We start from the raw sequence: 20,111 nt of genomic DNA on the forward strand, positions 1-20,111 counted from the left end.
ATGATTCGCCGCCGGTTGCTGTCCATCCAGTGCTAATTTGCGTAGCGAGGTGACGACATGCCCACTGACTCCCGTCCCGCCGTACTCGAACTGATTGGCAATACGCCGCTGGTGCGCGTCAGCCGTTTCGATACTGGCCCGTGCACGCTGTTCCTCAAGCTCGAATCGCAGAACCCCGGCGGTTCGATCAAGGATCGCATCGGCCTGGCGATGATTGACGCCGCCGAGCGCGATGGCCGCCTGCGACCCGGTGGCACCATCGTCGAGGCCACCGCCGGCAACACCGGCCTCGGCCTGGCGTTGGTCGGCCGTGCCAAGGGTTACCGGGTGGTGTTGGTGGTGCCGGACAAGATGTCCACCGAGAAGGTCCTGCACCTCAAGGCGATGGGCGCCGAGGTGCACATCACCCGCTCCGATGTCGGCAAGGGTCATCCCGATTATTACCAGGACGTTGCTGCGCGGCTGGCGCAGGACATTCCCGACGCCTTCTTCGCCGATCAGTTCAACAACCCGGCCAACCCGCTGGCCCACGAATGCAGCACTGCGCCGGAGATCTGGGCGCAGACTCAGCATGATCTGGACGCCATCGTCGTCGGCGTCGGTTCGGCCGGCACGCTGACCGGGCTGACCCGCTTCTTTCGCCGCGTGCAACCGAACCTGGCCATGGTGCTGGCCGATCCGGTCGGCTCGGTGATGGCTGAATACAGCCGCAGCGGCACCTTGGGCACGCCCGGTTCGTGGGCGGTGGAGGGCATCGGCGAGGACTTCATTCCGTCGATTGCCGACCTGTCCAGCGTGCGCCACGCCTACTCGATCAGCGACGAGGAAAGCTTCGATCATGCCCGCCAACTGCTGCGCGCCGAAGGCATTCTCGGCGGTTCCTCGACCGGCACACTGCTGGCGGCGGCGCTGCGTTACTGTCGCGAGCAAACCGAGCCGAAGCGGGTCGTCAGCTTCGTCTGCGACACCGGAACCCGCTACCTGTCGAAGGTCTACAACGACCAGTGGATGAACGATCAGGGCCTGCTGCAGTACAAACATTACGGCGATCTGCGCGACCTGATCTCGCGACGCTTCGAGGATGGCCGGGTGATCAGCGTGGGCCCGGACGACACGCTGCTCACCGCTTTTCAGCGCATGCGCCTGGCTGATGTCTCGCAACTGCCGGTACTGGAGGGCGGACAGCGGCTGGTTGGCGTGATCGACGAGTCCGATATTCTGCTTGGCATGCAAGAAGATGCTTCGCACTTTCGCACGAGCGTGTCCAGCGCGATGACCGATAAGCTTCAAACCCTGCCTCCCGGCGCCAGCCTGGCTGAACTGCGGGCGGAGCTCGACCGTGGGCTGGTGGCGATCATCGCCGACGCCTCGGGCTTCCATGGCTTGATCACTCGAGTCGACATGATCAATCACTTACGGAGATCCCTAGCATGAGTCAGCACGATGAAACCGCTGTACCCCGCGCCTTCGCCACCCGTGTGATCCATGCCGGGCAGACGCCCGACCCTTCCACTGGGGCGCTGATGCCGCCGATTTACGCCAACTCCACCTATTTGCAGCAGAGCCCCGGTGTGCACAAGGGCTTCGATTACGGACGCTCGCACAATCCGACGCGCTTTGCGCTGGAGCGTTGTGTCGCGGACCTCGAAAGCGGCACCCAAGCCTTCGCGTTCGCCTCCGGGCTGGCGGCGATCTCCACGGTGCTCGAGCTGCTCGACGCGGGCTCGCACATCGTCTCTGGCAATGATTTGTACGGCGGCACCTTTCGACTCTTCGATAAGGTGCGTAAACGCAGCGCCGGGCATCGCTTCAGCTTTGTCGATCTGACTGACCTGGCGGGATTCGAAGCATCACTGCAGCCCGACACGAAGATGGTCTGGGTCGAGACGCCAAGCAATCCCTTGCTGAGCCTGACGGACCTCGCCGCTGTCGCGCGCATCTGTCGCGCGCGAGGCATCATCTGTGTGGCCGACAACACGTTTGCCAGCCCCTGGATACAGCGCCCGCTGGAGCTTGGCTTCGACATCGTGCTGCACTCGACCACCAAGTACCTGAACGGCCACTCCGATGTGATCGGCGGTATCGCGGTCGCCGGAAAAAACGCAGACCTGGCGGAGCGTCTGGGCTTCCTGCAGAACTCAGTAGGCGCTATCGCCGGGCCGTTCGACGCGTTCCTCACCCTGCGCGGCGTGAAGACCCTGGCGCTGCGCATGGAACGCCACTGCAATAACGCGCTGGATCTGGCGCAATGGCTGGAGCGTCAGCCGCAGGTGGCGCGCGTCTATTATCCGGGCCTGCCGTCGCACCCGCAGCACGAACTGGCGCAGCGGCAGATGCGCGGTTTCGGCGGGATGATTTCCCTCGATCTGAACAGCGACCTGGCGGGCGCCACGCGTTTCCTCGAGAGTGTACGGATCTTCGCCCTGGCCGAAAGTCTGGGTGGGGTGGAAAGCCTGATCGAGCACCCGGCGATCATGACCCACGCCAGCATCCCCGCAGGCACTCGCGCGCAGCTCGGCATCGGCGATGCGCTGGTGCGTTTGTCAGTGGGTGTCGAGGACGTCGAAGACCTGCGCGCCGACCTGGCCCAGGCGCTGGCGCAGATTTGAATGACAGCGGGCATAAAAAAATCCGGAATCCTCATCGGATTCCGGATTTTCGTGTCGCTCCGGATTAGCTGCCTTTGACAGCCTTGCCGTTGACCGTACCGTCGAGGAGCATGATGTTGTACTCCTTGCCGTCGGTTTCAACCTGTTGCAGACGAACCAGCAGGTAATCCCAGTCCTTGGCGAACCACAGGACGGTGATGCGCTTGCTTTGTGTCGGGTCGCGCACGCGCTCGACTTTGATCGCTTCGATCTGGCCAGCCTTGGTGTCGACTTTTTCCGAACCCAGCACGCGGAAGTCATAGGTATCGACTTCGCCACCGTCGACGACCTGATAGCTCATGCTTTTCTTGCCAGCGGCCACGTCGTGCTGCAGGGCCAGCTGATAAGTGGATTTGTCGACCATGCCGCGGTTGAGCGGGATCTTGACCGTGTCACCGCGATCGGTGCCGGTGACCATTTTGTTGGTCCAGTCGAAATCCAGGTCAGCTTTCTTGGCTTTGCCCAGACCGCCACGTTCGAAGTGGTAGGACTGCGGCAGCAGTGTGTCCTTGTCCAGGGTCAGGGTGCTTTCTTCGGTCAGGCTGGCGATCATCATGGAGGCCTTGAAGCTGAGCTTCCAGGCGCCATTGGCTTGCTTGGTCAGGCTGCGTTCAGCGGTGCCGCTCATGGGCAACTGCTTCCAGTCAGCGGTGTAGCTGGCGGAGAAAGGTTGAAGTTCTGCAGCCTGCGCAAAAGGCAGTGCGAGCAGAGCGCAAGCGAAGAGCAGGGCGCGACGCATAAAATCTCCTAGGTTTGAATCAAGTGGCCGCTGGCCGCTAGTAACTTTCCATCCAGTAAAGCACCTTGTTCGCCGAGTGCTAAACGACCTTCGGCAAACCAGCGTACAGCCAGCGGGTATATCAGGTGTTCCTGGGTATGAACTCGCTGCGCCAGACTCTGCGGCGAATCGTGCAACTCTACCGGTATTACTGCCTGTACGACCAGTGGTCCGCCATCGAGTTCCTCGGTGACGAAGTGCACGGAGCAGCCGTGCTCGGTGTCGCCAGCTTCCAGTGCGCGCTGATGAGTGTGTAACCCTTTGTATTTGGGTAGCAGCGAGGGATGGATGTTGAACAGGCGACCCGCGTAGTGGCGCACGAAATCAGCGCTGAGAATGCGCATGAAGCCGGCCAGTACCACGAGTTTGGGGTTGAAAGCGTCGATCAATTCGATCATCGCGGCATCGAAGGCTTCGCGGCCTTCGAAAGCCTTGTGATCCAGGGTGCGGGTGTCGATGCCCGCGTCCCTGGCGCGTTGCAGGCCGTAGGCGTCGGCGCGGTTGGAAATAACCGCAGCGATGCGGACCGGGCTGTCGCCGGTGCGCGTGCTGTCGATCAAGGCCTGCAAGTTACTGCCGGTGCCGGACAACAGCACCACCACATCACAGGTCTGGGACATCCGCTCTTGCATCAGTGTGCCTTGAGGTTCTTCAGTTCAACCTGAGCCGCGCCTTCGGCAGCGGTGGAGATCTGGCCGATGACCCAAGGTTGCTCGCCGGCTTCGCGCAAAACGTTCAGCGCAGTTTCAACGTGCTCTTGAGCAACGCAGATGACCATGCCGACGCCGCAGTTCAGCACGCGGTGCATTTCGTTTTCGTCAACGTTGCCTTTCTCTTGCAGCCAGTCGAACACGGCAGGACGGGTCCAGCTCGCGACGTCAACCACGGCTTGAGCGCCTTTTGGCAGAACGCGCGGGATGTTGTCCAGCAGGCCACCACCGGTGATGTGGGCCATGGCTTTGACGGCGCCGGTGTCCTTGATCAGCTTGAGCAGCGGCTTCACGTAGATACGGGTCGGGGCCATCAGCAGGTCGGTCAGTGGTTTGCCGTCGAGCTGGATGTTTTCGATGTCGGCACCGGACACTTCGATGATCTTGCGGATCAGCGAGTAGCCATTGGAGTGCGGGCCGGAAGACGGCAGGGCGAGCAGGGCATCGCCGGCAGCGACTTTCGAACCGTCGATGATTTCGGATTTTTCCACGACGCCGACGCAGAAGCCGGCCAGGTCGTAGTCTTCGCCTTCGTACATGCCAGGCATTTCAGCGGTTTCGCCGCCGACCAGGGAGCAGCCGGACAGTTCGCAGCCAGCGCCAATGCCGGTCACGACCTGGGTCGCGGTTTCGACGTTGAGTTTGCCGGTAGCGTAGTAGTCGAGGAAGAACAGCGGCTCGGCGCCGCAGACCACCAGGTCGTTCACGCACATGGCAACCAGGTCGATGCCGATGCTGTCGTGTTTATTCAGGTTCAGCGCCAGACGCAGCTTGGTGCCGACGCCGTCGGTACCGGAAACCAGTACGGGCTGCTTGTAGCCGGCCGGGATTTCGCAGAGGGCGCCGAAACCGCCCAGGCCGCCCATGACTTCCGGGCGCGCAGTGCGCTTGGCGACGCTCTTGATGCGTTCGACCAATGCTTCACCGGCGTCGATGTCTACACCGGCGTCCTTGTAGCTCAGGGAGGGTTGCTTGCTCATGATCCAGGCCTTTAGGGGGGATTCAGGGGTAACGACCGAGTCCAGTGGGACCACCGAAACTGACGAAGGCGATTGCCAAGCGCATATTTCAGAGTGCCCGGCTGTTGCCGGTCTGCGAAGGCGCGCGATTTTATCAGGCTTGAGGGGCAGCGGCCATCCTCACGCCGACGGCAGGGGCATATCGGCTTAAAAAAACCTTTATTGCCCGTGTTGGCCGCATCCTTCATGGCTGTATAAGGTATCGCTATTAACCGTCTATCGTTATGACAGTGCAAAAACTTACCGGGGTCGGGTGAATGTTTTGCTTGGGGGCGTGGTCACAGCCTTGCTCAATCTGGTTCACGCGGCCTGTTCCAGCCGCTCTTGTCGTCAGGAATCCTCCATGCGTTTTTTTTCTAAATATTTGTTTGCGGGCTGTTTGTCTTTGGTCAGCCTGGCGAGTCATGCCGAGACCGTCAAAAACCTGTATCAGGTGCGACAGCCTGTCAGTGGTCAATCCCCTGAGGTACGCGATCAGGCGACCCAGCAAGCGCTGGATACGTTGGTGTTGCGTCTGACCGGTGATCCCAAGGCTGCGCAAAGCCCGGGGTTGGCGGCATTGCGCAAGGACCCGCAGCAGATCATCAGTCAGTACGGCTTTGACGCCGGCCCACCGGAAGTGCTGAAAGTCGATTTCGACCCGGCCACCACCGAGCAAGCGTTGCGCCGCGCCGGGCTGTCTCTGTGGGGGGCGAACCGGCCATCGATACTCAGTTGGTGGTTGAACGATTCCACCGAGGGTTCGAGCCTGGTGGGCGATGGCCAGGCCAGTGCTGCACCGCTGCGTCGAGCGGCGCAACACCGTGGTCTGCCGCTGCGCCTGCCGCTGGCCGATCTGAATGAGCAGATTGTCGCCACTGCGCCAACTCTGGAAAGTGCGGATGCAACGCCACTGCGCGGGGCATCGGAGCGTTACAACGCTGACGCTTTGCTCGCGGTGCATGCCCGTGAAGAGGGCGGCCAGTGGCAAGCCAAGTGGCAGTTGTGGCTGGGTGACAAGAAGGAGGCGGGCAGTGTTCAGGGCGCGGATCAGGCCGCTGTGGCCGATGCGGTGATGCTGGCGGTCAGTCAACGGCTGGCGCCGCGGTTTGTGGTCAAGCCAGGTGCTTCGGGCGAACAATTGCTCGAAGTGCAGGGCATGAATCTGGAGCACTACGCGGCGCTGGGGCGTTTGCTGGAGCCGTTTGGTGCGCGTCTGCAAAGTGTCGACGGTGACCGGATTCTCTACCGGGTCAATGGCAGCGCCGAGCAATTGAAGGCGCAATTGTCACTGGCGAAGTTGCAGGAGGTTCCGGCCGGTGAAGCGCCGGCGCCAGTCGCACCGGTTCAGCCGGCCGAGGGTTCGGCGCCGGTAGTAGCGCCCACTCCGGCACCTGTGCCGCAGTTGCGATTCCGTTGGTAACGGTTTTTTTTCTTTATATAGATGCATAGGGAGTTGTACATGGCCGATACGCGGCGTTGGTTCTGGTTGGGCGGGATAATCCTGCTCTGCGCGTTTGTCTGGCTGTTGCATCCGATCCTGACGCCTTTTCTAGTGGCGCTGCTATTGGCTTATCTGTTCGATCCATTGGTGGATCGGCTGGAGAAGGCCGGGCTGTCGCGGACCTGGGGCGTGGTGGCGGTGTTCGCGCTGTTTACTTTGATTTTCACGACATTGCTGCTGGTGTTGGTGCCGATGCTCGCCAAGCAACTGTTTCGCTTGTACGAACTGGCGCCTCAGATGCTCGACTGGTTACAGCACACCGCCCTGCCGTGGGCGCAATCGAAGTTCGGGTTGTCGGATGGCTTCTGGAAATTCGACAAACTCAAGGCTGCGATCAGCGAGCACATGGGCCAGACCACCGACATTGTCGGTGTGGTGCTGAGTCAGGCAACGGCTTCCGGCCTTGCATTGATTGGCTTGCTGGCGAATCTGGTGCTGATCCCGGTAGTGGCTTTCTATCTGCTGCGAGACTGGGACCTGATGATGGCCAAGATCCGCAGCCTGCTGCCCCGTGATCGCGAAGAGCGCGTTGTGATCCTTGCGGGTGAATGCCATGAAGTGCTGGGTGCGTTCGTGCGCGGACAGTTGCTGGTGATGGTGGCGTTGGGCGTCATCTACGCGGCGGGCCTGATGCTGGTCGGGCTGGAGTTGGGACTGTTGATCGGTTTGATTGCCGGTCTGGCGGCGATCGTGCCGTACATGGGGTTTGTCATCGGGATTGGTGCGGCCTTGGTAGCCGGGTTGTTCCAGTTCGGTGGCGATCTGTATCCCATGATCGGTATCGTCGCGGTGTTCATGGTCGGGCAGGCGCTGGAAGGCATGGTGTTGACGCCATTGCTGGTGGGCGACCGGATTGGTCTGCACCCGGTGGCGGTGATCTTCGCGATTTTGGCAGGGGGTGAGTTGTTCGGTTTTACCGGTGTGCTGCTGGCGCTGCCGGTGGCGGCGGTGATCATGGTTCTAGTGCGCCATGTGCATGATTTGTATAAAGATTCGGATATGTACAGCGGTGTTGATGAGCCCGAGCTTTAAGGGTAATGCTGTTCACTTAAGCTCGATGTTTCCAGGCACACACTTGCGTAGCGATGGGGCGGTGGATCAAGCGCAAAAGCGAGGCGGCCGACCTGGCTTTTGTTGATCGTGTACATATCCGTTGCTGCGGTCACGGCCGCCTATGGTTCCGCTTTTACAGCGGGTCACTTGGAAGAGCGCCAAGTAACCAAGCGCTCTTGCCCCTGACGTTCGGTGCCTCGCCTAGGCTCGGCATGCCCTCGCTCCGGTCCTGCTCCGTGGGCCCGCCGCCATCGGCCATCCATGGCCGGGGGCGGCTAACCCGGCATCCATGCCGGGTTGCCCACTGCGCAGAACCTCCACTCGGCCTCTCGAGGGGGCGGTGCATCAAGATCAAAAACTGCTGGCGAGCTAACGCTCGGCCTGTTGAGTGGTGAAGAGCGAAAGCCGTACGCTGATCTGCTTTATGTGGGAGCGAGCTTGCTCGCGAAGCTGTTGATCTTGCTGTTGCTGTTGCTGTTGCTGTTGCTGTTGCTGTTGCTGTTGCTGTTGCTGTTGCTGTTGCTGTTGCTGTTGCTGTTGCTTTGGCTCTGGCTCTGGCTTTTGATCTTGATCTGCCCCGTCGGAAGGCCGAGCGCAGGTTCTGCGCAGTGGGCACCGCGGCAAGGATGCCGCGGTAGCCGCCCCCGGCCATGGATGGCCGATGGCGGCGGGCCCACGGAGCAGGACCGGAGCGAGGGCATGCCGAGCCTAGGCGAGGCACCGTACGTCAGGGGCGAGAGCGTTTGGTTACTTGGCGCTTTTCCAAGTGACCCGCTGTAAAAGCGGAACCATAAGCCGCCGTGACCGCAGAAACGGATATGTACCCAACCTCAAGTGAACAGCATTAAGCTTTAAGGGGCTCTGATCACGCGTCGCGGGCAGCCTGGTTCAACGCCAGGTTGACCCAAATCCCTCGCGCGGCTGTCACATGCGCCGGCAAAGAAACTGTCATAAAACCAGTGTGTTAACGCAAACCTTTGATTTTGCTTGTGGTCTGTCGCATTGTGCGGTCAGCTTCACGGGTATAAACTTCGCAAACTTTACACAGAGGCCACTAACGGTTCCTTTGGAACTGTTCAGTCAGCATGAAACCGATTCAGCTGCCCCTAGGTGTGCGTCTGCGTGATGACGCTACCTTTATCAATTACTATCCAGGCGCCAATGCCGCTGCACTCGGCTATGTCGAGCGGCTATGCGAAGCCGACGCCGGCTGGACCGAAAGCCTGATTTATCTCTGGGGCAAGGACGGGGTAGGGCGTACGCATTTGTTGCAGGCGGCCTGCCTGCGCTTCGAACAACTGGGTGAGCCAGCGGTGTATTTGCCGTTGGCCGAGCTGCTTGATCGTGGCATCGCCATCCTCGACAACCTCGAACAGTACGAACTGGTCTGCCTGGATGATTTGCAGGCGGTAGCCGGTCGGGCGGATTGGGAAGAGGCGCTGTTCCATCTGTTCAATCGTCTGCGTGACAGCGGTCGACGCCTGCTGATCGCCGCTTCGACATCCCCGCGCGAACTGCCGGTGAAGCTGGCGGACCTCAAATCCCGTCTGACGTTGGCGTTGATCTTTCAGATGCGTCCGCTCTCCGACGAAGACAAATTGCGTGCCTTGCAACTGCGCGCATCTCGTCGCGGTCTGCACTTGACCGATGAAGTCGGGCATTTCATTTTGACCCGCGGTACGCGCAGCATGAGCGCGCTTTTCGAGCTGCTTGAACGCCTCGATCAGGCCTCCCTTCAAGCTCAGCGCAAGCTGACGATCCCCTTTCTGAAAGAAACGTTAGGCTGGTAAAACCCAAGCCTGTCGCGGGTTTTGGCATATTTCAGGCGTCAAGAATCCAGCTTTCCTGCGGGGTTGCAGGCTGCGCCAACGTCTAAAACGGACTTAAGCGCTTAGATGTAAACGAGAAACCGATAAGTCACATCAAGATCGATTGAATTTGCAAATGAGGTTGATAGCGGGCATAGTCTCGCCTTCTTTACAACTATCAGCCACGGTCGTGCCCATGCTAAATCGCTTTGCACCCCTCGTGCCCCTCGCATTCGTCACCCTGTTGTTCGGTTGCGCTGCTCACTCTCCAGTGTCCCAGCAAGAGCAGCAACAGCAGGCTAAAAATTCTGTTACTGCCCAATCTTCCGTTCTTTATCAGCAAGCGCTTGAACAGGAAGAGGCGGCCACCGAAAAAGAATTGGCAGACTTCGCTGGCGGCAAGTCGTACCAGCTTCCGGTTCTGGCCGACAGCATCCTCGAACGCGGCATGTCCCTGATCGGTACCCGTTACCGTTTCGGCGGCACCTCCGAAGCCGGCTTTGATTGCAGTGGCTTCATCGGTTACCTGTTTCGTGAAGAAGCCGGCCTCAACCTGCCACGCTCCACTCGCGAAATGATCAACGTGGACGCTCCGTTGGTTTCGCGCAGCAAACTGAAGCCTGGCGACTTGCTGTTTTTCGCCACCAATGGCCGTCGCGGCCGCGTCAGTCACGCCGGGATCTACCTGGGTGACAACCAGTTCATCCATTCCAGCAGCCGCCGCAGCGGTGGTGTCCGGATCGATAGTCTGGGCGACAGCTATTGGAGCAAGACCTTCATCGAAGCCAAGCGCGCACTGGCGATGGCGCCAACTGCAGCCCCGACTATCGTCACGGCACGCAAGTAAGCGGACATTTTGTAAGGTGAACTTAAAGTCTTACTTGAAGTTTGCCGCGTAGCCGCTAGAATCCTGATCTATTATTGATGGCAAACCGCCTGCGTCCTGCGCAGGCGGTTTTCTTTTCTGTCCTCCCGGCAGAAAAAGCCGCAGCCAGATCAGGATGTTCTCCTTATGTCGACGTCGGCCCGCCTCGCAATCATGTGCTTCGCAGCGCTGCTCAGCGCCTGCGCCAGCCGTACACCGCCTCCTGCGCCGGTGGTTCGCGCGCCCATTGTTTTCGGTTCCTCCCAAGCATTCTCCCCTGAGGCAGAAGACGTATTGTTCCGCGCGCTCGGCCTGGTGGGCACGCCGTATCGTTGGGGTGGCAACACGCCGGATTCGGGTTTCGATTGCAGCGGACTGATCGGTTATGTCTACCGTGACGTCGCCGGCATTTCCCTGCCGCGTACCACGCGCGAGATGATTAGCATGCAGGCGGCCAACGTGGGCAAGGAAGGACTGCAAACCGGCGACCTGATCTTCTTCGCCACCAATGGCGGCTCCCAGGTCAGCCACGCCGGGATCTACGTCGGCGAAGGTCGCTTCGTCCATGCGCCCGCCACCGGCGGCACGGTGAAGCTTGACAGCTTGTCCAAAGCTTACTGGCAGAAAGCCTATCTGAGTGCCAAGCGCGTCTTGCAACCGGAGCACTTGGCACGCAACCCCTAAATTGCAGAGGTTGTCATGACCGCTCGCACACTCAATCTCGACGATTCCCTGTATCAATACCTGCTCGACGTTTCCCTGCGCGAAACGCCGCTGCTCAAGCGTCTGCGTGATGAAACCCAGGCGCTGCCCATGGCTCGCTGGCAAGTGGCGCCGGAGCAGGGCCAGTTCCTCGCGTTACTGGTGAAACTCACCGGCGCCAAGCGTCTACTGGAAGTCGGCACCTTCACCGGTTACAGCGCCTTGTGCATGGTGGCTGCATTGCCGGATGACGGCTCGATGATCTGCTGCGACATTCCCGGCGACTACAATGCCATCGCACGTCGTTACTGGCAGGAGGCGGGGCTTGCCGAGCGGATTGACCTACGCTTGGCGCCCGCGCTGGAAACCTTGGCCCTGCTGGATCAGCAAGAGCCGTTCGACCTGATCTTCATTGATGCCGACAAAGCCAACTACCCACGTTATCTGGAGCACGCCCTGCGACTGCTGCGCGTCGGTGGTCTGGCGGTGTTTGATAACACGCTGTGGAGCGGACGGGTGCTTGAGGAAAATCCCGAGAGCGAAGACACCCGAGCCATCCAGGCGCTCAATCGCGCCTTGAAGGATGACTCGCGTGTGGATCTGTCATTGTTGCCGTTGGGCGATGGATTGACCCTGTGCCGTAAGCGCTAAGCGTTTACTTGGCCGCCGATACGCGCCACACCTTGTTCCCCACGTCATCCGCTACCAACAAATCACCCTGCTGATCAATCACCACGCCTACGGGACGGCCCATGGCTTTTTCCTCGTCATTGAGGAACCCTGTGAGCACATCAATCGGCTGCCCGATCGGTTTCCCCGCGTTGAACGGTACGAAAATCACTTTGTAGCCACTGTGCGGCTTACGGTTCCATGAGCCATGCTGGCCGATGAATGCGCCTTCCTTGAACTGCGCTGGCAGCGTGTTGCCTTCAGCGAACGTCAGGCCCAGCGATGCGGTATGCGGGCCGACCGCGTAGTCCGGAGCAATGGCCTTGGCCACGAGGTCGGGGTTTCGCGGCTCGACGCGAATGTCGACGTGCTGGCCGTAATAGCTGTAAGGCCAGCCATAAAACGCGCCGTCCTTGACCGAAGTGATGTAGTCCGGCACCAGGTCGCTGCCGATTTCGTCGCGCTCGTTGACCGCCGTCCACAGTGCGCCGCTCTGAGGCTCCCAGGCCAGACCGTTCGGATTACGAATCCCCGAGGCGAAGATTCGATGGTTGCCGGTGGCACGATCCACTTCCCAGATCGCCGCGCGACCTTCTTCCTTGTCCATGCCGTTTTCAGCCACGTTGCTGTTGGAGCCCACCGTGACGTACAACTTGCTGCCGTCCTTGCTGGCGATGACGTTTTTGGTCCAGTGGTGATTCAGCGTACCGCCCGGCAGGTCTATCACCTTCATTGGCTGTGACTTGACCGCCGTCTCGCCGTTTTCATAGTGGAAGCGCAGCAAGCGGTCCGTGTCGGCGACGTACAGGTCATTGCCGACCAGGGTCATGCCGAAGGGTGAGTTTAGGTTTTCCAGAAACACCGTTCGGGTTTCGGCGATGCCGTCGTGGTCCTTGTCCCGCAGCAGCGTGATGCGGTTCGGGCTCGGGACTGTGGCGCCGGCACGGCCCATGACTTTGCCCATGACCCAGCCACGGATGCCTTTGCCGTCATCGGGTTTGGGCGGGGCATTGGTTTCGGCGACCAGCACGTCGCCGTTGGGCAACACGTAGAGCCAGCGCGGGTGATCGAGACCTTCAGCAAAGGCCGCCACCTGAGTCCCTGTCGCAGCGATGGGTTTCGCGCCGTTCGGCCAGCCGATCGCCGGGGCGATGTTCACCGTCGGGATCAGGGTTTTGTTTGGTTCTGGCAGCTTGGGCGACGGGCCGGTGCCGTCGGAGACTTGCAGCCTGGAGGTTTCACCACAGGCGGCAAGCCCTCCGGCGAACACGATGACGAGAGCGAACTGAGGCTTGCGCATGCTGATCTTCCCTATGAATGCATTGTTCTAATCAATAGAGAAGCGCAGGTGCGCGATGGTTCAACCGGTCAGCCGCGGGCTTCCTTGAGCAGCACGGCAATGCCGGGGTGATAGTTGCCGGCTTCGTTGCGCAACTTGCGATAGGCGTAGGGGAAATACCAGGCCACCGCGCAGGTGTGTTCCTTTTGCAGGTCGTGGACCATGTCCTGGAGTTCTTCCGGAGTAGTGCTTTGTTGAGCCTTTTGTGGCGCAACGAACAGGCAGCCGAGTTTCAGGTCGCTGGCGTAGCTGATGCGCTTGGCGTCGCTGGTGATGTCCTGCAATGCTTGAGTCAGGTTCAGGCTGTTGACGCGTGGCCAGCGCTGGCTCGTCTGAAGGTAAGCGCGTTCTTCGCGGGTAGCGATAAACAGATCGGCGCGGCCATTGCGTTCGCCTTCTTCGGTCTGTTTACGGGTCGGTGTTTGTTGCAGTGTAACCATTTCCGCCATCCACGCAGCGGCGGACAGCAGGCTCAGGTTGGCTTTTTCGTCGAACCAGTAAGGCGTGTCGTTATCGCCGCGCACGGCGTTGTAGCGGTCGATACAGTCAAACCAGCGTTCCAGCACCGGGCGCAGGAATTCCAGCTTCGGATTGCTGATGATCATGCCTTGCATGTGGCTCACCTTTGTTATTGTGTTGTGAGGTTGTGGCTCTTTGATATCACTGCTGGGAGTGTGGCACAAGATTGGCGTCAGATAATTGATCGACGGCAGTTATTCGCTCGCAGTCTGCCTGTCTTCAATTGACGCTCCATCCCCAACCCTCTAACCTTCGCGGCTTGTTTCAGGTGCTCTGTGACCTTGGTCGACAGAGTGAAACAGGGAAGCCGGTGAGTACGTTCATTCAACTAATGAAGAACCACGATCCCGGCGCTGCCCCCGCAACGGTAAATGAGTAAAGACTGCGCCTTGAGCCACTGTGTTGATCTCGACATGGGAAGGCGCGCAGTCAGGCGAATCGCCGCTCATGAGCCCGGAGACCGGCCTGATCCATCCAGCGGCATCACGGTGGGCGATGCCAGGCTTTTTGCCGTCTATTCTTGTGCCTGCCCGCCGTTATCCAGCCTCAACGGAGAGCTCCCCATGCCTGATACCCCCGATCGTGACGAACGTCATCTGGCACGCATGCTGCGCAAAAAAGCCGTGATCGACGAACGCATCGCCAACTCCCCGAATGAATGCGGCCTGCTGCTGGTGCTGACCGGAAACGGCAAAGGAAAAAGCAGCTCGGCTTTCGGCATGCTCGCCCGGTCCATGGGCCACGGCATGCAGTGTGGCGTGGTGCAGTTCATCAAGGGGCGCAACAGCACCGGCGAAGAACTGTTCTTCCGGCGCTTCCCGGAACAGGTGCGTTTTCATGTGATGGGCGAGGGCTTCACCTGGGAAACCCAGGATCGCCAGCGTGACATCGCCGCCGCTGAAGCGGCGTGGGCGGTGTCCCGCGAATTGCTCAGTGATCCGTCGATTGGCCTGGTGGTGCTGGATGAGTTGAACATTGCGCTCAAGCACGGCTACCTCGATCTCGATCAGGTACTCAGCGATTTGCAGGCGCGTCCGCCGATGCAGCATGTGCTGGTCACCGGTCGCGGCGCTAAGCCGGAGATGATCGAACTAGCTGACACGGTCACCGAAATGGGCGTGATCAAACACGCGTTCCAGGCCGGGATCAAAGCGCAAAAAGGCGTCGAGCTGTGAATACTACATTATGAAAATCAGTCGTCACTGCCCGGCGGTACTGATTGCCGCGCCGGCCTCCGGTCAGGGCAAGACCACCGTCACCGCCGCGCTGGCCCGTTTGCATCGCAATCAGGGGCGCAAGGTTCGCGTGTTCAAGTGCGGCCCGGACTTTCTCGACCCGATGATTCTCGAGCGCGCCAGCGGTGCGCCGGTGTATCAACTGGACATGTGGATGGTCGGCGAGCAGGAAAGTCGTCGTCTGTTGTGGGAAGCCGCCGGCGAAGCCGATCTGATCCTCATCGAAGGCGTCATGGGGTTGTTTGACGGTACGCCGTCCAGCGCTGATCTGGCGCGGCATTTTGGTGTGCCGGTGCTGGGTGTGATCGACGGCACCGCCATGGCCCAGACCTTTGGCGCACTGGCCCTGGGGCTGGCGCGCTATCAGCCGGATTTGCCGTTTGCCGGTGTGCTGGCCAACCGCGTCGGCACCCTGCGTCACGCGCAATTACTTGAAGGCAGCCTCACTGAAGGTTTGCGCTGGTACGGTGCCTTGTCCCGGGAAACCGGGATCGAATTGCCGAGTCGTCATTTGGGTCTGGTTCAGGCCAGTGAGTTGAACGATCTCGACCTGCGCCTCGATGCAGCGGCCGATGCACTGGCCAGCAGTTGCGAGGTCGCGCTGCCACCGGCGGTGGAATTCGCAGCCCCTGATGAGATCGCTGCCGAGCTGTTGCTGGCCGGAGTGCGAATTGCCGTGGCCCGTGACGAAGCGTTTGCCTTCACCTATGGCGCGAGCCTCGACCTGCTGCGCGCCATGGGCGCCGAATTGGCGTTTTTCTCGCCGATCCGTGATGCGCAATTGCCGGAAGCGGACAGCCTCTATCTGCCAGGCGGTTATCCCGAACTGCACCATGTGGCGCTGTCACAGAACACCACAATGCTGTCCGCAATCCGCGCTCACCATGCGGCGGGTAAACCGTTGTTGGCCGAGTGTGGTGGCATGCTTTATTTGCTTGATTCGTTGACCGATGTCGAGGGCGCTCGCGCTGAAATGGTCGGCTTGCTGGCGGGGGATGCGGTGATGCAAAAGCGTCTGGCCGCGTTGGCGTTGCAGGCGGTCGAGTTGCCGGAAGGTTCGTTGCGCGGGCACACCTATCACCATTCGCTGACCAGCACCGAGCTTGAGCCAATCGCTCGTGGCCTGAGCCCTAACGGCGGGCGTGGGGCAGAGGCGGTTTATCGTGAAGGGCGGATGACCGCCTCTTATGTGCACTTCTATTTCCCGTCCAATCCATCGGCGGTTGCCGCGCTATTTGCGCCTGACCAAAACCCTGTGGGAGCGGGCTTGCCCGCGAAGAGGCCATGACTGACCACGCATTCAGCCAGGCCGAACGCGAAGCGGTCTACCGAGCCATCGGCGAACGCCGTGACATGCGTCATTTCAGCGGCGGCACGGTCGAGCCCGCGTTACTGCGGCGCCTGCTCGAAGCGGCGCATCAGGCACCGAGTGTTGGCCTGATGCAGCCTTGGCGCTTCATCCGCATCAGTGATCGAGCCCTGCGTGGCAAGATTCAGTTACTGGTGGAAGAAGAACGCATCCGCACCGCCGAAGCCCTTGGCGAGCGCACTGACGAATTCATGAAGTTGAAAGTCGAAGGCATCAACGACTGCGCCGAAGTGTTGGTCGCCGCGCTGATGGACGATCGCGAGCGCCATATCTTCGGCCGTCGCACTTTGCCGGAAATGGACATGGCCTCGTTGTCCTGCGCGATCCAGAACCTCTGGCTGGCCTCCCGCGCCGAAGGACTGGGCATGGGCTGGGTGTCGCTGTTCGAGCCGCAAGCCCTGGCGGACCTGCTGGGTTTGCCGGCCGGTGCCAAGCCCTTGGCCGTGCTTTGCCTGGGGCCGGTCAAGGCATTCTATCCAGCGCCGATGCTGGTACTCGAAGGCTGGGCGCAGGCGCGTCCGCTCAGTGAGCTGCTGTACGAAAATTATTGGGGAGTGAGTCAATGAGTGTGGCGTTGTTGAGTGTCGCCGCGGTTGCGCTGGATGCGCTGCTGGGTGAACCCAAACGCTGGCATCCGCTGGTGGCGTTCGGCCGTTTTGCCGACCGCATCGAGCAACGTTTCAACTCCGGCGGTCGCGGCTGGCGTAGCCACGGCGTCACCGCATGGGTGATCGCGGTGTTGCCACTGACTTTGCTGGCGACTGCATTGTCCTGGGCGCCTTATGTCGGTTGGCTGGTCGAGATTCTAGCGCTGTACTGCGCCCTCGGCATGCGCAGCCTCGGTGAACACGTCGAGCCGGTGGCCAAAGCCCTGCGCAGCGATGATCTGGACGAGGCGCGCAAACGCGTGGGTTATCTGGTCAGTCGCCAGACCAGCGAACTGGATAAAACCGAAGTCGCCCGCGCCGCCACCGAATCCGTATTGGAGAACGGCAGTGACGCGGTGTTTGCCGCGTTGTTCTGGTTTGCCGTGGCCGGCGCGCCCGGTGTGGTGCTCTACCGTTTGAGCAACACCCTTGATGCGATGTGGGGTTACCGCAACGAACGCTTCGAACGTTTCGGCTGGGCGGCGGCGAAGATCGACGACGTCCTCAACTACATTCCTGCGCGTCTGGTGGCATTGACCTACGCGCTGCTGGGCAAAACCCGACTGGCGCTGAGATGCTGGCGTACCCAAGGCCCGACCTGGGACAGCCCGAATGCCGGCCCGGTGATGGCGGCGGGTGCCGGTGCGCTCGGCGTCGAATTGGGCGGGGCGGCGATTTATCACGGTGAACTGCATCAGCGTCCACAACTGGGCGAAGGCGTGCCGGCGGACGCCGACTCCATCGACCGTGGCTGGCAATTAGTCCAGCGCGGGGTATGGTTATGGTTGCTGATCCTCTGCGTGGGGGCTGAATTCTATGCTTGAGCACGGTGGTCGGTTACGCAAGGCGGCGCTCGAATACGGCATCGCCGAAGCCGATTGGCTCGACCTGTCCAGCGGCCTTGCGCCCTGGCCGTTTCCGGTGCCGCAGATCCCGTTGCGGGCCTGGGCGCGTTTGCCGGAAACCGATGACGGTCTGGAGCAGGCGGCCTGTGATTATTACGGCGCCGCTCAGGTGCTGCCAGTAGCCGGCTCGCAAATGGCGATCCAGTTGCTGCCGCGTTTGCGCCGGGCGGGCAAGGTCGGCGTGCTCTCGCCGTGTTACGCCGAACACGCCGAAGCGTGGCGACGCAATGGCTACATCGTGCGTGAAGTGCTGGAGCAGGAAGTCGACTTCTATCTCGACAGCCTCGACGTGCTGGTGGTGGTCAATCCGAACAATCCTACTGGCCTGAGCCTGACACCGAGTCGGTTGCTGGACTGGCACTCGCGGCTGGCCCAGCGCGGTGGCTGGCTGGTGGTGGACGAGGCGTTCATGGACAACACGCAGCATCTGAGCCTGGCACCTTTTGCCCATGAGGTCGGGTTGATTGTGCTGCGTTCCTTCGGCAAGTTTTTCGGACTGGCCGGTGTGCGCCTGGGTTTCGTGCTGGCCGAGCGCAAGTTGCTCAAATTGCTGGCCGAGCAAGTGGGGCCGTGGGCGGTCAGCGGACCGACGCGGGTGCTGGGTCAGGCCTGTCTGCTGGATACCGAAGGGCATGCCCGACAACGGGTTCGTGCTGAAGAGGCCAGTGAGCGTCTGGCGCTGCTGCTTGCACAGCACGGCTTCAAACCCCAGGGCGGTTGCGCCTTGTTTCAATGGCTGATCACCGAACGCGCCGAAGCACTGCATGCGTTCATGGCCCGGCGCGGCATTCTGCTGCGCTTGTTCACGCCCAACAGCAGCCTGCGTTTCGGTTTGCCGGCCGATGCCGCCGAAGAAGCCCGTCTCGAACAGGCCCTGCAAGCCTTCGCCAAGGAAACCCAATGACTACGTTGATGGTGCAGGGCACCACTTCTGACGCCGGTAAAAGCACGCTGGTGACGGCGTTGTGCCGCTGGGTCACGCGTCAGGGCGTGAGCGTCGTGCCGTTCAAGCCGCAGAACATGGCGCTCAACAGTGCCGTGACCGCCGACGGTGGCGAGATCGGTCGCGCGCAAGCGGTACAGGCTCAAGCGGCCAACCTTGAGCCGCACACCGACATGAATCCGGTGCTGCTCAAACCCAACAGCGATACCGGTGCCCAAGTGATCATCCATGGTCGTGCGGTCACGACGATGAACGCCGTTGCCTACCACGACTACAAAACCATCGCCATGCAAGCGGTGCTGGCCTCTCATGAACGGTTGAGTGCGGCGTATCCGGTGGTCATGGTCGAAGGCGCGGGCTCGCCGGCCGAGATCAATCTGCGCGCCGGCGACATCGCCAACATGGGCTTTGCCGAGGCGGTGGATTGCCCGGTGGTGCTGATCGCCGACATCAATCGCGGCGGAGTTTTCGCGCATCTGGTGGGCACCCTGGAACTGCTGTCGCCCAGCGAGCAGGCGCGGGTCAAAGGCTTCATCATCAACCGTTTTCGCGGCGACATCGCCTTGCTGCAACCGGGCCTCGACTGGCTGGAAGCACGCACCGGCAAACCGGTGATCGGCGTGCTGCCTTACGTGATGGACCTGCACCTTGAAGCCGAGGACGGCATCGACCAGCGTCAGACCGACAAGGCCGACCAGGTGTTGAAAGTGCTGGTGCCGGTACTGCCGCGCATCAGCAACCACACCGATTTTGACCCGCTGCGCCTGCACCCGCAGGTGGACCTGCAATTCATCGGCCCCGGCCAGACGATTCCACCGGCCGACCTGATTATTCTCCCCGGTTCGAAAAGCGTGCGCAGCGATCTCGCGTATCTGCGGGCCAATGGCTGGGACACTGCGATCAGTCGTCATCTGCGTTATGGCGGCAAAGTGCTGGGCATCTGCGGTGGTCTGCAAATGCTCGGTGAACAAGTACACGATCCGCTGGGCCTCGAAGGCGCACCGGGTTCCAGTGCCGGTCTGAGTTTGCTGGCGTTTGAAACGCAGCTCGAAGAAGAGAAGCAACTGCGCAATGTGCGCGGGCGTCTGGCGCTGGAAGACGCACCGGTCAGCGGCTATGAAATTCATGCCGGCGTGACCACCGGGCCGGCGTTGGAAAACGCCGCGGTGCAGCTGGACGACGGTCGCTGCGACGGTGCGCAAAGCGTGGATGGGCAGATTTTCGGCACCTATCTGCATGGGCTGTTTGAATCGCCCGCGGCGTGCAGTGCGCTGTTGCGCTGGGCAGGTTTGCAGGCGGTGCAGGAAGTGGATTATCACGCGTTGCGTGAGCGCGATATCGAGCGGCTGGCGGATTTGGTGGAGAAGCATCTGGATACCCGACTGTTGCGTGAGCTCTGCGGGATTTGAGGTGTATTTT

Annotated in this window: 20 protein-coding genes and 1 riboswitch; of the genes, 15 read left to right on the forward strand and 5 right to left on the reverse strand. The window is 60.9% G+C overall.

The genetic code is table 11. The annotated features are described in order from the left end of the window. Positions 1-57: 57 nt before the first annotated feature. Positions 58-1,434: a pyridoxal-phosphate dependent enzyme gene (locus tag ACYZT0_RS05165; RefSeq protein ID WP_462044906.1), complete on the forward strand. Its 1,377-nt coding sequence runs from the start codon at positions 58-60 to the stop codon at positions 1,432-1,434. Further along, the gene (locus ACYZT0_RS05170; RefSeq protein WP_462044907.1) at positions 1,431-2,609 is read left to right on the forward strand and encodes a cystathionine gamma-synthase; all 1,179 of its coding nucleotides are present in this window, start codon (positions 1,431-1,433) and stop codon (positions 2,607-2,609) included. Before ACYZT0_RS05165 ends, ACYZT0_RS05170 begins: the two co-directional genes overlap by 4 nt. Positions 2,610-2,673: 64 nt before the next feature. Here ACYZT0_RS05170 and ACYZT0_RS05175 read toward each other — a convergent pair whose 3' ends face one another. From ACYZT0_RS05175 to purM, 3 genes are read right to left on the reverse strand one after another with little or no spacing between them, the layout of a single operon-like run. Beyond that, a complete protein-coding gene (locus ACYZT0_RS05175; protein WP_462044908.1) occupies positions 2,674-3,387 on the reverse strand; it encodes a DUF3108 domain-containing protein in 714 nt (237 codons plus the stop codon). Positions 3,388-3,395: 8 nt separating this feature from the next. Further along, complete coding sequence (gene purN / locus ACYZT0_RS05180; RefSeq protein ID WP_462044909.1) at positions 3,396-4,046, reverse strand: phosphoribosylglycinamide formyltransferase; 651 nt, start codon at positions 4,044-4,046, stop codon at positions 3,396-3,398. An 11-nt stretch (positions 4,047-4,057) separates the two neighbouring features. Continuing rightward, the gene (gene purM, locus ACYZT0_RS05185; protein WP_133836547.1) at positions 4,058-5,116 is read right to left on the reverse strand and encodes a phosphoribosylformylglycinamidine cyclo-ligase; all 1,059 of its coding nucleotides are present in this window, start codon (positions 5,114-5,116) and stop codon (positions 4,058-4,060) included. A 382-nt stretch (positions 5,117-5,498) separates the two neighbouring features. Here purM and ACYZT0_RS05190 point away from each other — a divergent pair, with 382 nt between their 5' ends. The 7 genes from ACYZT0_RS05190 (at position 5,499) to ACYZT0_RS05220 (ending at position 11,717) form a co-directional block, all read left to right on the forward strand. Then, the gene (locus ACYZT0_RS05190; protein WP_462044910.1) at positions 5,499-6,557 is read left to right on the forward strand and encodes a DUF2066 domain-containing protein; all 1,059 of its coding nucleotides are present in this window, start codon (positions 5,499-5,501) and stop codon (positions 6,555-6,557) included. A gap of 39 nt (positions 6,558-6,596) precedes the next feature. After that, on the forward strand, positions 6,597-7,670 hold the full coding sequence (locus ACYZT0_RS05195; RefSeq protein ID WP_462044911.1) for an AI-2E family transporter: 1,074 nt from the start codon (positions 6,597-6,599) through the stop codon (positions 7,668-7,670). Positions 7,671-8,129: 459 nt separating this feature from the next. After that, complete coding sequence (locus ACYZT0_RS05200) at positions 8,130-8,471, forward strand: hypothetical protein (protein WP_462044912.1); 342 nt, start codon at positions 8,130-8,132, stop codon at positions 8,469-8,471. A 305-nt stretch (positions 8,472-8,776) separates the two neighbouring features. After that, positions 8,777-9,481 (forward strand): DnaA regulatory inactivator Hda, encoded by a 705-nt coding sequence (gene hda, locus ACYZT0_RS05205; RefSeq protein WP_008148645.1) that lies wholly within the window; start codon positions 8,777-8,779, stop codon positions 9,479-9,481. Between the two features lie 214 nt (positions 9,482-9,695). Further along, entirely contained in the window at positions 9,696-10,346 is a 651-nt protein-coding gene (locus ACYZT0_RS05210; protein WP_462044913.1) for a C40 family peptidase, read from the forward strand. A gap of 165 nt (positions 10,347-10,511) precedes the next feature. Further along, on the forward strand, positions 10,512-11,048 hold the full coding sequence (locus tag ACYZT0_RS05215; protein ID WP_462044914.1) for a C40 family peptidase: 537 nt from the start codon (positions 10,512-10,514) through the stop codon (positions 11,046-11,048). 15 nt (positions 11,049-11,063) lie between these two features. Further along, positions 11,064-11,717: an O-methyltransferase gene (locus tag ACYZT0_RS05220; protein WP_462044915.1), complete on the forward strand. Its 654-nt coding sequence runs from the start codon at positions 11,064-11,066 to the stop codon at positions 11,715-11,717. A gap of 4 nt (positions 11,718-11,721) precedes the next feature. Here the strand turns inward: ACYZT0_RS05220 and ACYZT0_RS05225 are convergent, their stop codons facing one another. Both ACYZT0_RS05225 and ACYZT0_RS05230 read right to left on the reverse strand, forming a co-directional pair. Further along, positions 11,722-13,035, reverse strand: a complete 1,314-nt coding sequence (locus tag ACYZT0_RS05225) for a PQQ-dependent sugar dehydrogenase (protein ID WP_462044916.1) — start codon at positions 13,033-13,035, stop codon at positions 11,722-11,724. Positions 13,036-13,103: 68 nt separating this feature from the next. Next, positions 13,104-13,688 carry a hypothetical protein gene (locus ACYZT0_RS05230; protein ID WP_462044917.1) on the reverse strand — a complete coding sequence of 195 codons (585 nt, stop codon included), beginning with the start codon at positions 13,686-13,688 and terminating at the stop codon, positions 13,104-13,106. A 154-nt stretch (positions 13,689-13,842) separates the two neighbouring features. Continuing rightward, positions 13,843-14,076: riboswitch (cobalamin riboswitch) on the forward strand. Between the two features lie 80 nt (positions 14,077-14,156). On the opposite strand from ACYZT0_RS05230, the gene cobO reads away from it, so the two are divergent. The 6 genes from cobO to ACYZT0_RS05260 are packed head-to-tail and all read left to right on the forward strand — an operon-like array spanning position 14,157 to position 20,101. Further along, entirely contained in the window at positions 14,157-14,768 is a 612-nt protein-coding gene (gene cobO / locus ACYZT0_RS05235) for a cob(I)yrinic acid a,c-diamide adenosyltransferase (protein ID WP_462044918.1), read from the forward strand. Positions 14,769-14,778: 10 nt separating this feature from the next. Further along, positions 14,779-16,116 (forward strand): cobyrinate a,c-diamide synthase, encoded by a 1,338-nt coding sequence (locus ACYZT0_RS05240; RefSeq protein ID WP_462044919.1) that lies wholly within the window; start codon positions 14,779-14,781, stop codon positions 16,114-16,116. Next, a complete protein-coding gene (gene bluB, locus ACYZT0_RS05245; RefSeq protein WP_462044920.1) occupies positions 16,113-16,763 on the forward strand; it encodes a 5,6-dimethylbenzimidazole synthase in 651 nt (216 codons plus the stop codon). Before ACYZT0_RS05240 ends, bluB begins: the two co-directional genes overlap by 4 nt. Further along, positions 16,760-17,668, forward strand: coding sequence for an adenosylcobinamide-phosphate synthase CbiB (gene cbiB / locus ACYZT0_RS05250; protein WP_462044921.1), 909 nt, complete (start codon positions 16,760-16,762; stop codon positions 17,666-17,668). The genes bluB and cbiB overlap by 4 nt, the downstream gene beginning before the upstream one ends. Beyond that, positions 17,661-18,653 carry a threonine-phosphate decarboxylase CobD gene (gene cobD / locus ACYZT0_RS05255; protein WP_462044922.1) on the forward strand — a complete coding sequence of 331 codons (993 nt, stop codon included), beginning with the start codon at positions 17,661-17,663 and terminating at the stop codon, positions 18,651-18,653. Before cbiB ends, cobD begins: the two co-directional genes overlap by 8 nt. Further along, positions 18,650-20,101, forward strand: coding sequence for a cobyric acid synthase (locus tag ACYZT0_RS05260; protein ID WP_462044923.1), 1,452 nt, complete (start codon positions 18,650-18,652; stop codon positions 20,099-20,101). Before cobD ends, ACYZT0_RS05260 begins: the two co-directional genes overlap by 4 nt. The last annotated feature ends 10 nt before the right edge of the window (positions 20,102-20,111 follow it).

The organism is Pseudomonas sp. ZS1P83 (assembly GCF_054897825.1).